The organism is Tessaracoccus sp. MC1679, from assembly GCF_014164775.1.
In the GTDB taxonomy this organism is placed as follows: domain Bacteria; phylum Actinomycetota; class Actinomycetes; order Propionibacteriales; family Propionibacteriaceae; genus Arachnia.
This window is the reverse complement of the sequence record NZ_JACJGB010000004.1, coordinates 190852-203242: the sequence shown is the minus strand read 5'-3', so window position 1 is coordinate 203242 and position 12391 is coordinate 190852. Positions and strand designations below refer to the sequence as shown.

Annotated in this window: 11 protein-coding genes; 1 reads left to right on the top strand and 10 read right to left on the bottom strand. The window is 67.7% G+C overall.

The window, feature by feature from the left end:
- The first annotated feature begins 83 nt into the window (after positions 1-83).
- On the top strand, positions 84-983 hold the full coding sequence (locus H5398_RS08215) for a sigma-70 family RNA polymerase sigma factor (protein WP_182799675.1): 900 nt from the start codon (positions 84-86) through the stop codon (positions 981-983).
- Here the strand turns inward: H5398_RS08215 and H5398_RS08210 are convergent.
- The 10 genes from H5398_RS08210 to H5398_RS08165 form a co-directional block, all read right to left on the bottom strand.
- Entirely contained in the window at positions 889-2514 is a 1626-nt protein-coding gene (locus H5398_RS08210) for a cation acetate symporter (protein WP_220489257.1), read from the bottom strand. The two genes, H5398_RS08215 and H5398_RS08210, sit on opposite strands and share 95 nt — an antisense overlap.
- Positions 2511-2873, bottom strand: a complete 363-nt coding sequence (locus H5398_RS08205) for a DUF485 domain-containing protein (RefSeq protein WP_182782918.1) — start codon at positions 2871-2873, stop codon at positions 2511-2513. Before H5398_RS08205 ends, H5398_RS08210 begins: the two co-directional genes overlap by 4 nt.
- A 116-nt stretch (positions 2874-2989) precedes the next feature.
- Positions 2990-4822, bottom strand: coding sequence for a DNA primase (gene dnaG / locus H5398_RS08200; protein ID WP_182782919.1), 1833 nt, complete (start codon positions 4820-4822; stop codon positions 2990-2992).
- A 24-nt stretch (positions 4823-4846) separates the two neighbouring features.
- Positions 4847-5911 carry an HD domain-containing protein gene (locus tag H5398_RS08195; protein WP_182783111.1) on the bottom strand — a complete coding sequence of 355 codons (1065 nt, stop codon included), beginning with the start codon at positions 5909-5911 and terminating at the stop codon, positions 4847-4849.
- A gap of 63 nt (positions 5912-5974) precedes the next feature.
- Positions 5975-7261, bottom strand: a complete 1287-nt coding sequence (locus H5398_RS08190; protein WP_182782920.1) for a citrate synthase — start codon at positions 7259-7261, stop codon at positions 5975-5977.
- A gap of 85 nt (positions 7262-7346) precedes the next feature.
- Positions 7347-7586, bottom strand: a complete 240-nt coding sequence (locus tag H5398_RS08185; RefSeq protein ID WP_182782921.1) for a hypothetical protein — start codon at positions 7584-7586, stop codon at positions 7347-7349.
- A gap of 2 nt (positions 7587-7588) precedes the next feature.
- Complete coding sequence (dusB, locus tag H5398_RS08180) at positions 7589-8740, bottom strand: tRNA dihydrouridine synthase DusB (RefSeq protein ID WP_182799674.1); 1152 nt, start codon at positions 8738-8740, stop codon at positions 7589-7591.
- Positions 8741-8777: 37 nt separating this feature from the next.
- Positions 8778-9854 carry an ROK family transcriptional regulator gene (locus H5398_RS08175; protein ID WP_182799673.1) on the bottom strand — a complete coding sequence of 359 codons (1077 nt, stop codon included), beginning with the start codon at positions 9852-9854 and terminating at the stop codon, positions 8778-8780.
- A 1-nt stretch (position 9855) separates the two neighbouring features.
- Positions 9856-12000: an alpha-galactosidase gene (locus tag H5398_RS08170; RefSeq protein ID WP_182799672.1), complete on the bottom strand. Its 2145-nt coding sequence runs from the start codon at positions 11998-12000 to the stop codon at positions 9856-9858.
- Between the two features lie 37 nt (positions 12001-12037).
- Complete coding sequence (locus tag H5398_RS08165) at positions 12038-12340, bottom strand: antibiotic biosynthesis monooxygenase family protein (RefSeq protein WP_182799671.1); 303 nt, start codon at positions 12338-12340, stop codon at positions 12038-12040.
- Positions 12341-12391: the final 51 nt, after the last annotated feature.

Below are 12391 nucleotides of genomic sequence, written 5' to 3'. Positions count from 1 at the left end.
ATAAGAAGTGTTGTCCGTATGAAGTTGTCCACAACGCAGATCAGGGGCCGCAGTCGGGAGCCCCAGGGAGCGAGGCTGTGGCCATGGATTTCAACGCACTGCAACTCCCCGATGCATGGTTCGGCCCCGGGCAGGACCTGGCCTGCGCACGCGCGGTGGAGGCGGGGCTCTATGCCGCGCACCTTCTTGAGCTGCACGGACCAGACGCCGAACTCTGCCAGATCGTCGGCCTGGGGAGGGAGGCCATGCAGCAGTTCTGGGCCGTCGGCCTGAAGATCTCCATGCAGCAGGCCAGGCGCATCGCCGCGACCCACGACCTTCCGCCCGAGGATCTGTTCCAGGACGGGTGCGTCGCCGTTGCCGAGGCGATTCAGCGCTACGACTACACGCGCACCGTGCGCTTCACCACCTACGTCTTCGAGTTCGTGGTGAGGGCACTGTCCGAAGGGGCCCGGCACCGGATCGGGCGCCCCGCCGCCAGCCGCGCGGACCGCCGGGCCGCTCGGCTCGCGGGAGTGGAGCGGGACACCCAGGCATCCATCGGCAACAGCATCGGCATGACGGCGGCCGCCGAGGCTGCAGGCGTCTCGCTCACGGCCGCGCATCGCGCGATGGTGAAAATGGTGAGCCTCGACGACGTCATGGCGGCGGACCCCGCCACCGAGGCCAGCTTCGCCAGGGTTGAGTCGGTGGGTTTGGACTTCCTCGGACTTCTCGGTCCGCGACATCGTCGGGTGCTGGAGCTCCGGTTCGGCGTTGTCGGTGAGGCGCTCACCCTGGCGGACACGGCCCGCAGGCTGGGCGCCTCACAATCAACAGTCCACCGCTGGGAGCATGAGGCCATCGAGCAGGCGCGCGCCCTCCTCGACGGGGATCGCACCACCGGCCTCAGTGAGAGATCGCCTCACCAGCCCCGGCGCCGGTCATCGAGCGCACCTCCATCTCGATCGCGAACTCCTCGTCGCCTCGCTGCTTCGACGTGACCGTCCCGAGCCACCCTGCAAGGAAGGCCAGCGGGACGCTGACCAGCGCCGGGTTGTCCAGCGGGAACCAGGAGAAGTCCACGCTCTCGCCGAACATCGAGGTGGGTGAGCCGGAGATGGCGGGCGAGAAGACGATCAGCAGCACGGCCGAGATCAGGCCGGTGTAGATCGACCACACGGACCCGCGGGTGTTGAACCTCTTCCAGTACAGCGTGTAGAGGATCGACGGGAGGTTGGCCGAGGCAGCCACCGCGAACGCCAGCGAGATGAGGAACGCGATGTTCTGCCCGTTGGCGACGATGCCTCCGAGGATGGCCAGCACCCCCACCACAACGGAGGTGTAGCGCGCCACCCGGACCTCCTGCGCCGGGTCGGCCTTGCCGTCCTTGAGGATCGAGTTGTAGACGTCGTGGGCGAACGATGCCGAGGCTGTGATCGTGAGCCCGGCCACCACCGCGAGGATGGTGGCGAAGGCGATGCCGGAGATGACGCCCATGAAGATCTCTCCGCCCAGGGTCAGCGCCAGTAGCGGCGCCGCGGAGTTGGCGCCACCTGGGGCCGCAACGATGGCTTGCTGTCCCACGAGCTTGGCCGCGCCTAGGCCGAGAACGAGTGTGAACAGGAAGAACACGCCCACGAGGATGATGGCCCACACGGCGGACTTGCGGGCCTCCTTCGCGGTGGGGACCGTGTAGAAGCGCATCAGCACGTGTGGGAGCCCCGACGGCCCGGCGATGAGGGCGATCGACAGCGACAGGAAGGAGAGCTTCGTCCATTCAGTGGCGCCGTAGCGCGCCATGGGTTGCAGAAGGTCGATCCCATTGCCCGTGGTGGCGTCCAGCGCCGCCTGTTGAGCGCCGAGCGCCAGGGCATCAAGGTTGAAGCCCTCTCCCATCAGCACCAGGAACGTCATCACCGCGGCGCCGCTGACCAGCAGCACGGCCTTGATCATCTGGACCCAGGTGGTGCCCTTCATGCCGCCGATGAGGACGTAGACGATCATGAGCAGGCCCACGAGCGCGATCACGACGCCCTGCATGTTCTTGTCAGACACACCCAGCAGCAGCGCGACGAGGCCACCGGCGCCAGCCATCTGCGCGAGCAGGTAGACGAACGAGATCACAAGGGTGGACGTCGCGGCCGCGGTGCGCACCGGCTTCTGGTTCATCCGGAAGCTGAGCACATCTGCCATCGTGTACTTGCCGGTGTTGCGCATCGGCTCCGCGACCAGATACAGCGCGAGCAGCAGAGCGACGAAGAAGCCCACCGAGTACAGGAGTCCGTCGTAGCCATAGATGGCGATCGCGCCTGTGACGCCCAGGAATGCGGCGGCAGACAGGTAGTCACCAGTGATGGCCAGCCCGTTCTGGCGCCCGGAGAACTGAGCCCCGCCGGTGTAGAAGTCCGACGCCTTGGTCTTCTGGCGGCTTACGACGATGACCACCGCGAGTGTTGCGGCGACGAAGATGGCGAAGACGGCGATGTTGATCAGCGGATTGCCGTACTGCGCGGTCTCAAGCAGGCTCATCATGCCGCACCCTCATTCACAATGCGCTCCTTGATGCGGGCTGACAGCGGATCCAACCTGCGATTGGCGTAGTTGACGTAGATGGCGGTCCAGACCCACACCACGACGAACTGGAAGAGCCCCAGCATGATGCCGGTGTTGAGACCCCGCATCCCGAGGAACGGCGAGGACATGAAATCGACGGCGTAGATGGACGCGACGACGTAGACGAAGTAGGACGCCACACCTGCGATGGTCATGGGGAATGCGAACCGACGGAAACTGGAACGTAGCTCCAGGTAGTCGGGGCTCGTGGACACCTCGACGTACACGGCTCTGGAATCGACTGGATCCAGCGGATCCACGGTGCGGCCTTGGGACATGATTCTCCTGAAGGTCGATGAGACAACAGTGTCTCGACATGAAGAGACTTTAGGCACACGCGACATGACAATGCAATCCGGGCTTTGTCAGGTACCCCCTGGGGTGTGGCGCCGCTTCAGCCCAAACCAACCGCTTGGAGCGCCTTGCGCCGCATCTCCAACTCCGTCAGGTGGGCGAACTGGGCGCGGTGGCCAGTGGGATCCTTCACCGGGTCGGTGCGCTGGAGTCTTGACTTCAGATCGGCGATCTGGCGGTTCACCCGCGCCAGCCGGAGCCGCGCCGTGTGGGCGAGGGAATACGTCTCGTCGGCCTCCCTGAGGAGCGGCTCGACGATGAGCGCGACGATCAGTTGCCGGACCAGATCAGTGGGCGCCTGGGATCGGAGCCTGTCGATCCAGGCATCGCCGTAGTCCACCGAGGCGAGCAGCCGGAACACAGCCGCATAGCCGGGGTGGGTGAAGTCCTCAGCTTCTACCGCGTTCCACGCCGCATCGAACGTGGTGGGGTGCTGCAGCATCAGCTTCAGCGTGTCGCGCTCGAGGCGCAGCGCCGGGTCGTCCGGGCTCGGCCATTCCGGATCCGGAGCGCGCCTCTCGGGGGACTCTGCCGCGACCTGCTCGGCCGGGGCACCCCGATGGCGGACCCTGGACGCCTCCCTGCGCACCTCATCGAGATCCATGCCGAGCACGCCGGCGAGCTCCCGCAGGTACTGGTTGACGAGGGACTGGTCCCGGATCGCACCGATCAGCTCGGCACCTTCTCGTGCGGCCCCGAGGCGCCCGTCGGCGCGGTCCAGATCGTAGCTCTTGGCGATGTTGGACATCACGAAGCGGTAGAGCGGTATCCGGCGCGCCACCAACTCGCGCACCGCGGCATCGCCCTGCTGCAGCCTCAGGTCGCAGGGGTCCAGACCCGTCGGCTCGACGGCCACGTAGGTCTGGGTGATGAAATTCTGGTCGCCCTTGAACACCTTCAGCGCTGCGGCCTGACCGGCCTTGTCACCGTCGAAGGTGAAGATCACCTCGCCGTGCAACCCGTCCTGCGTGCCCATCAGACGCTGGAGAAGACGCGCATGATCGTCGCCGAAGGCGGTGCCGCACGACGCGACGGCCGTCTCCACGCCAGCCATGTGGGCCGCCATGACGTCGGTGTAGCCCTCGACAATGACTGCCTGGGCCTTTCGTCCGATCTCGCGCCGCGCCAGGTCCAGCCCGTAGAGCACGTGCGACTTCTTGTAGACCGGCGACTCCGGGGTGTTGATGTACTTGGCCGGCAGTCGGTCGTCGTCATAGATCCGTCGAGCCCCGAAGCCCAGGACGGCCTGGGCGGAGTCCCGGATCGGCCACAGCACCCTGCCGACGAAGAAGTCCCTCCCCCCCTGCCTGGTCAACCCCGCAGCGTGGAGGACGTCATCCGCGAACCCCTGGGAGTGCAGCGTCTGCCGCAGCGCCCCGCCGTGCCGGGGCGCGTAGCCGATGCGGAACCGCTGCGCCACGGCGCGGTCGAACCCTCTGCCGTGGAGGAAGTGCCGTGCCTCGATCGCCTCGGCGGACTCGAGTTGGGCAGCGTAGAACTCCTGCGCGGCCTCGTTGGCCTCAAGGATCCGCTTCCTCAGCCCTGGAACCTGCCCCGGGCCGCCGTCGTCCTCGATCCGCAGCACGATCCCCGCCCGGTCCGCGAGCACCTGGATGGCCTCCGTGAAGGAGAGGTTCTGCTGCTTCTGCAGAAACGTGATCACGTCCCCACCCTCACCGCAGCCGAAGCAGTAGTAGAAGCCGCGTGACGGGGTCACTGTGAAGGAGGGCGTCTTCTCGTCATGGAAGGGACACAGCCCCTTCAGCGATCCCCCGCCTGCGTTACGGAGGGCCACGTAGCCGCCCACCACGTCGTCGATCCGGCTGCGCTCACGGACGGCCGCGATGTCCTCGTCATTGATCCGGCCCGCCACGGGGCCACTGTACCCGCTGCCTGCTCAGGCCCCGCGGCCGATACCGCGAGGCAGTTGCGCGGGGTCCCAGCCGAGGAGGAGGCGCGCCTGCTCGAAGGCGAACCGGTCGGTCATACCGCCCACATAGGTGACCACGCCACGGAGCAGATCGTCGCCACGGAACTCCTCGGGCAACGTCGACGGCGCTGCGAGGTAGTACTCCACCAGGTCCGTCAGGACCCGCACCACGGTGTGCGACTGCGCCACGGACTCAGGGCGGGTATAGATGCGCTCGTAGTTGAAACGCCGCAGCTGACCGAGTGCCTCGGCGCTGGCCGGATCCATGCCGACCACCCCGGTTCGGGCCGTGGTGTCGATGACGGCGTTGATGAAGGTGGCCAACTGCCGGGTCCGGGTGACACCCGCCACCTCGCGAACCACCTCCGGAACCTCGCTGAGCGTGACAATCCCCGCCGACACTGCGTCCTCCAGGTCGTGCGCACAGTAGGCGATCCGGTCCGCCCAGGAGACGATCTCGCCTTCAAGGGTGGCCGGTGCGGGACGCGACCACGAGTGGTTGCGGATGCCGTCCAACGTTTCCACCGTGAGGTTGAGGTGGCGCAGCACCACGTCCGCGCCCCAAGGGCCGTGATCGTAGCCGCCTGGCACGAACTGGTCGAAGGCGTCCTCGGACGCGTGGCCACCAGGGCCGTGCCCGCAGTCATGCCCCAGAGCGATGGCATCGGCAAGTGTCGCGTTGGCCCCGATGCCGCGGGCCATCGCCACGGCGGCCTGCGCCACCTCAAGGGCGTGGGTCAGCCGGGTGCGCTGATGATCCGTGGGGTAGACCACCACCTGGGTCTTGCCCGCCAACCTCCGGAAGGCCGCCGAGTGGACGATGCGGTCCCGGTCGCGTTCGAAGCACGTGCGGAGCTCATCCGGCTCCTCCGGACGGGCCCGGTTGCCGGCTCCACCGGCGAAGCTCGCCTCGGGTACCAGCGTGAGCCGCTCCAACTCCTCGCGCCGCTCACGACGGCGGGGGTCACGGACGGACGTGCGTGCCGATGACGTGGCATGCGCCGTGATCACCCCTTCCCCGTGACCCTGCATCGTTGAGGCCCAGAGCCTGGTGCGCGGTAGCGGTGTGTCCATGGTCTCCCAACCGTACCTACCTCAGCGCTCGGACCGCGGCACCCACTCGGAGACCTGGTTGCCCACGTAGACCTGACGCGGCCGGTAGATCCGCTGCGCCGGGTTCTCGGAGACTTCCTTCCAGTGCGCGATCCACCCGGGGGTGCGGCCGATGGCGAACATGACCGTGAACATGTCCAGCGGGATCCCGATGGCGCGCAGGATGATGCCCGAGTAGAAGTCGACGTTGGGGTACAGCCGACGCGAGGCGAAGTAGTCGTCGGCCAGCGCTGCCTGCTCAACCTCGCGTGCGATGTCGAGCAGCGGATCGGTGATGTGCATCTTGTCGAGCAGTTCGTCTGCGGCAGCCTTGAGGATGATGGCCCGGGGGTCGAAGTTGCGGTAGACGCGATGCCCGAAGCCCATCAGCTTGACCCCGGACGAGCGATCCTTGACCCGGTTGATGTAGTCCTGGGGCTTCATCCCGGTGTCTCGCAGGTGCTCGAGCATCTCGATGACGCCCATGTTCGCCCCGCCGTGCAGGTGGCCCCACAAGGCGTTGACCCCGGCGGAGACCGAGGAGAACATGCTCGCTCCCGCCGACGCGACCATGCGCACCGTCGACGTGGAACAGTTCTGCTCGTGATCGGCATGGAGGACGAGGAACATGTTGAGCGCGTGCGCCACCTCGGGCGTGGCCTCGTAGTCCCGATAGGGCACCGAGAACATCATGTGGAGGAAGTTCTCCGCATAGTTCATGTCGTAGCGGGGATAGGCGATGGGTTGGCCGATGTGGGACTTGTACGAGGCCGCCGCGATGGTGCGGGTCTTGGCGATGAGCCCTGCCGCCGCCAACTTGAAGCGCTGAGCGTCCGTGAACTGCGCCTCATGCACTTCATGGGTCTGCAGCGCATTGATCATCGCCGACAGAATGGCCATCGGGTGGGCCGTGGCGGGAAACCCGTCGAAGTGCTTGCGCATGTCGCGGTGCAGCGCGGCGTTCTCGGTGAGCAGATGACGGAACTCCGCCCGCTCATCCTCGTCCGGCAGACGGCCGAAGATCAACAGCTCGGCGGTCTCGATGAAGCTAGAGCGCTGCGCCAGGTCTTCGATCGGGATGCCGCGGTAGCGCAGGATCCCCGCCTCCCCGTCGATGAAGGTGATGGCCGACTTGCAGGAGCCGGTGTTGCCGTAGCCGTCGTCGAGCGTGATGAGCCCGGTGGAAGCGCGCAGCGACGAGATGTCGATCGCCCGCTCGCCCTCTGTCCCGGTGACGACGGGGAGTTCGTGTCTCACCCCGTCGATGATGATCGTTGCCGTTTCGCCCATGGGGACCTCCTGGGACCGGGCCGGCCCGGGGGGGCCAGCGATTGCCTCAGAATAACGACACGGTCACGGCCGTCCCCGCTGGGGTCTACTTTCGCGATTGGGCGCGGCCGAGGAACAGCATCGCGACCCCCATCACCGCGATGCCGAAGGCGCTGCTGCCGATCCGCTCCCATTCCCCGGCCTCGACACCGGTGGTGGTCGAGACGAAATAGGCGCTGACGAACAGAACCAGGACGCCGAGAAGCGCAACGACGCGCCCGATCTGCGCCCAGATCGGCAGCTTCTTGCGCGGCTCGTTGGTCGTCTCGTCCTGCGGCTCCGCCACGGTCATCCTCCGCTCACGCCGATCTCGGCGTCAGATAGATCCAGCTCACACCCGGAGGTGTCGTCGTACCAACCGTACGGCACCACCACCCGAGCCCGTGGCGACCCTTGCCGCCCACGGGCAGTACCCAGCTCCGTCTCGGGGAACCCCGCGTCGTGGTCGAGCTGAGATACGAGGTCGCGAAGCTCGTCGAGCGTCGAGACCATCGCGAACCGGCGGCGCAGCTCCCCCACGGGGTAGCCCTTGAAGTACCAGGCCATGTGCTTGCGCAGGTCCGTCAATGCGTGCCGCTCGCCGACGTATCCTGTGAGCAGCTCGGCGTGGCGCGTCAGCGTCCTTCCCACCTCACCCAGCGTGGGCCGGTGCCGCAAATCCTCGCCGCCGAAGGCCGCGGCCAGGTCGCCGAACAGCCATGGCCGACCCAGGCAGCCGCGGCCCACCACCACCCCTGCGCAGCCCGTCTCGTCCATCATCCGCAGCGCGTCCTCCGCCTCCCAGATGTCCCCGTTTCCGAGGACCGGGATGTCGACGGCCGCCACCAGCTCGGCGATCCGGGACCAGTCCGCCTCACCGGAGTAGGCCTGCGCCACGGTTCGCCCGTGCAGGGCGATGGCGGCAGCCCCCTCTTCCTGGGCGATCCGCCCGGCGTCGAGGAAGGTCTCATGCTCGCCGTCGATGCCGATCCGGGTCTTGATGGTGACGGGGACGCCGAACTCGTCGGCGGCGCGGACCGTCTGGCGCACGATGGCGCGCAGCCTGTCCCTCTTGTACGGGAGCACGCCCCCGCCACCCTTGCGGGTGACCTTCGGTACCGGGCAGCCGAAGTTGAGGTCGATGTGGGCCACTGCGTAGTCCCGCGCCAGGATCCGGGCCGCCTCAGCCATCACCCCCGGGTCGACACCGTAGAGCTGCACGGACCGGGTGGCTTCGCCCGGGTCGAACTGCAGCATGGCGCGGGTCTTAGGGTCGCCCACCACCAGGCCTCGTGAGGTGATCATCTCGCACACGTACAGGCCCGCGCCCTGCTCCCGGCACAGCTGCCGGTAGGCCGCGTTGGTGACCCCGGCCATCGGCGCGAGGACCACTGGCAGCTGGACGACGACGGCGTCGGGACGGCTGGGCGCGTGCAGACGAAGTGGCGAGATCGCGGGCATGTGACTCCTGGGTACGTCGGCGGCCACCCAGCCTACGTCAGGCCGGCGCTGTGAACCGCAGCCTGATGGCGGCCACCGCCGCACCGCGCGCGAAATCGCGGAAGTCCAGCGTCTGCAGCACCAACTCCGGCACGTCGAGGTCCTCGCGCCAGTCCGACTCGAGCACCCCGGTGACGACGTCCAAGGATCCCCCGAGCAGGTCGATGCCCTCCCCCGTCACGAGGATCCGCTCCGGGGCGAACGCGATGGCAGCGGCCCGCACCAGCCACCCGATCGCCCGCGAGGCATCCTCGACAGCTGGCCGGGCATCCGCGTCCACCAGCACCTCCTCGAAGGTCAGCCGTCGTCCCGTGAGGGCTGCGGCTGCTTCTTCGACGGCGGCCATCGACAAGACATCACCGAAGACCCGACCATCGGGGAGCCAGAGACGCCCCAGGATGCTCGCGGCGCCTTGGCGCCCCAGCAGCAGTCCATCGTCCACCACGGCGCCGCAGCCGACCCCCAACCCGAAAGTGACCACGGCGAACTGGGTCAGGCCACGCCCCATGCCGAACCAGTGCTGGAACAGGGTCAATCCGTCGATGTCGTTGATGGTGGCGCAGTCCACTCCGGTGAGCTGGATCAGCCGTGCGGCCAGGTTCCCGCCGCCGGGCCAGCCGAGCATCCGCGTGGCGTGGAGAACCCCGTGTGGCTCGACGGAGGCGGGCAGACACACGCCCACAGCCGAGACACCCGGGAACCGCCGCACCACGCCGGCCAACACCTGGGCCGTCGACTCCAAAGTGGCCGTGTCCAGGTCAACCTCCTCGGAGTGGTGCATCTCCCCCGCCAGGCCCGTGCCCACCACCCACGCATGACCGGGGACGATCTTGATGCCCAGGAATCTGGCCGACTCATCGACGATCCTGAGCGGCAGGGGCGGCCGGCCGATCTCGAACGCCGACGGAGCGCCCTGCTCAAGGACACCGGTCTCGATCAGCGGCTTCGTGATTCTGGTCAGGGACCCCGATGACAGACCCAGTAGCCTCGCCACCTCGGCCCGGGAGATCGGCCCGTGCCGCAGGACGGCCAGCGCGACGCTGCGGGTGGTGGGGTCGAGGGGCCACGGCGCCATGTCAGAGCCGGTCGAGCTCGAATATCACCGCGGTGTCCGGCTGCATCTGTGGGGCCCGGATGCCGGCGTGGATCAGTGCATGCCCGGGAAGCACCAGCGGCGCCTCGGCGGCCTCCCAGGGCACGATGTGGATCGCCGGCACGAGCTGACGGTCGATGACGGTGACGCGATAGGTGGCCTCGGGGTCGAGGCCGGGGAACTGTAGAACACCGAGGCTGACCACCGGGCTGGCCGCAAGCACCGACAACGAGAAGATGGACTTGCGGGGTGTCACCACACCCTTGAAATAGCACTCGGGCTCCCGCATGTCCACCCGCACCTGGCGGCCCCCCAGCAGCACCCCACGGTTGGCCTTGTACCAGTCGATCCACCACCGCAGCTGCCCGAGCTCCTCCTCGGTCGCCTGTGCCAGGTCCCATTCGATGCCGAGGTGGCCGAAAACGGCGGTCGCGGCGCGGAAGTCGATATCGTGCCAGCGCGCCGTGCTGTGGGAACGGCCGGACGCTATGTGACTGCCCTGAAACTCCGGAGGAAGCAGTTGGCTCGTCCATGTCAGGAGCCGCTGGCGCTCGTGGGGGTCGATCACGTCGGAGACCCAGACCCGCTCAACCCGGCGCATCACTTCCAGGTCCACCCGCGCGCCTCCGGAGCTGCACGACTCGAACTCCACATCGGGGTGCTGGTGCCGGAGAGTGTCGAGCAGCCGGTAGTAGGCGACGGTGTGGGCGTGGACGGCCGGCTCCCCGTGCGGCGCCGTCCCCGCGTCGATGAGATCGCGGTTGTGGTCCCACTTGACGTAATCGATCCGGTACTCCGTCAGGATGGCGCTCATCTGGGAGAAGACGTGTCGCCACGCGCCGTCGATCGACAGGTTGAGGACGTGCTGCTGGCGGGCCTCGACGGGCAGCCGTCCGGCGGGCTGCATGATCCAGTCGGGATGCGCCCGCGCCAGATCCGAGTCCAAGTTGATCATCTCGGGCTCGAACCACAGCCCGAACTCCATCCCGAGGTTCTTGACCCGGTCGACGAGCGGGTGGAGGCCATCCGGCCACACGTCGGGCGAGACCACCCAGTCTCCCAGGCCAGCATGGTCGTCGCGACGGGCCCCGAACCAGCCGTCGTCGAGCACGTAGCGCTCCACGCCAAGGGCGGCCGCGCGTTCGGCGAGATCGATGAGGCGGGTGGCGTGGTGATCGAAGTAGACGGCCTCCCAGACGTTCAGCGTCACGGGCCTCTCAGCGGACGGGGCGTGGGGCAGTGCCCGAAGCCAGGCGTGGAAGCGATCGGCCTGGGCGTCTAGCCCGTCTGCGTAGTTGAAGAACAGCCATGGCGTCCGGTAGTTCTCACCGGCACCGAGAACCACCTCGCCGGGCAGGAGGAGTTCCCCGCCGGAGAGGACCTGATGACCGATGAAGTCCCGCTCCGCGACGTGGAGGTGGTTCCCGCTCCAGGCCGTGTGGACGGACCACACCTCGCCGGCGCGGAAGCCGAGTCCGGGTGTCGCGGCGTGCAGGACGTAGGCGGCATCGGCCCCGGTCCGCCCGTGCCGGCCCTCCCGCCGATGCTGGCCGACGGTGAACTCTCGCCGCTGAGGGAACCGCTCCACGCCCCAGCGTCCAGCGAAGTCGAACAGCTCCGATGCCCTGCTGGGCACGGGCATCGCGAGGGTGAGCTCCTCGACGGCGAACGGAGCCTCATCGAGGTTGGTCAACTCCCCGCGCAACCGGACCAGACCCTCAGGTGTGAGTTCGAGCGTGATCGTCAGGTTGAGCAGCGACGTGGCCGAGTGCGCATGGAACTCGACGGTGGCAGGCCCCAGGTGTTCCAGCGGCTCTGCAGGGCGTCCATCAACCAGGATGTCGGTGACAGCCCAGTCGGGGGTCCAGTCCCGGCCTTCCCGGGACCCGACCAGACCGGGCCGGCCCGCCCACCCGTAGCGCCCCTCGAGCAGGATGCCGAAGCGGGGCGGGAGATCCGGGTTGTTCGGCCCCACCTGGACCACGTTGGCGAGGGCGAGAGAGTCGAACTGGTCCGTGGTGAGGGGTTGAAGCTCGTGGCCCCAGTGCACGACCTCGGGCATTCGCGACTCGGCCACCATCACCGCAATCGAGACACCCTGGGCGGTGAGAAGAAGTCGGGTGTTCATCATGGACTCCCTGGGTTCAGTTGGTGCCGCGCGGCGTTCAGTAAGTGCCGCGCGGACGGTTGTCGCCCACCTCGTCGACGGGTAGATAGGCGCTCGGCTCGTCGACCGCGCGGGACAAGAGGGGGGTGAGGATCATCTTTGCCTCGTAGCCGTTGAACGAGCGTCGGTACTCGCCCACGCTGGCCCATCGACTCACGAGGGCGAAGAGATCTGGATCGTCGAGATTTCGCACGAGGTCCATGGCTAGGCAGCCGGGCCGCGCGGCCCACCAGTCGATGACGGACCGGGCTTCGGCGACGAAGTGGGGGCCTGGGGCGGAGAATCGGGTGACGACGAGCACGGTAGTGAAGGCTACCGCGGGCCGGTGACGATGCCACCGGCCCGCGGTAGG

Coding starts and splice junctions, on each gene's coding strand:
- H5398_RS08215 (WP_182799675.1), top strand. CDS start 84: ATGGATTTCAACGCACTGCAACTCCCCGATGCATGGTTCGGCCCCGGG.
- H5398_RS08210 (WP_220489257.1), bottom strand. CDS start 2,514: ATGATGAGCCTGCTTGAGACCGCGCAGTACGGCAATCCGCTGATCAAC.
- H5398_RS08205 (WP_182782918.1), bottom strand. CDS start 2,873: ATGTCCCAAGGCCGCACCGTGGATCCGCTGGATCCAGTCGATTCCAGA.
- H5398_RS08195 (WP_182783111.1), bottom strand. CDS start 5,911: ATGCAGGGTCACGGGGAAGGGGTGATCACGGCGCATGCCACGTCATCG.
- H5398_RS08190 (WP_182782920.1), bottom strand. CDS start 7,261: ATGGGCGAAACGGCAACGATCATCATCGACGGGGTGAGACACGAACTC.
- dusB (WP_182799674.1), bottom strand. CDS start 8,740: ATGCCCGCGATCTCGCCACTTCGTCTGCACGCGCCCAGCCGTCCCGAC.
- H5398_RS08175 (WP_182799673.1), bottom strand. CDS start 9,854: ATGGCGCCGTGGCCCCTCGACCCCACCACCCGCAGCGTCGCGCTGGCC.
- H5398_RS08170 (WP_182799672.1), bottom strand. CDS start 12,000: ATGAACACCCGACTTCTTCTCACCGCCCAGGGTGTCTCGATTGCGGTG.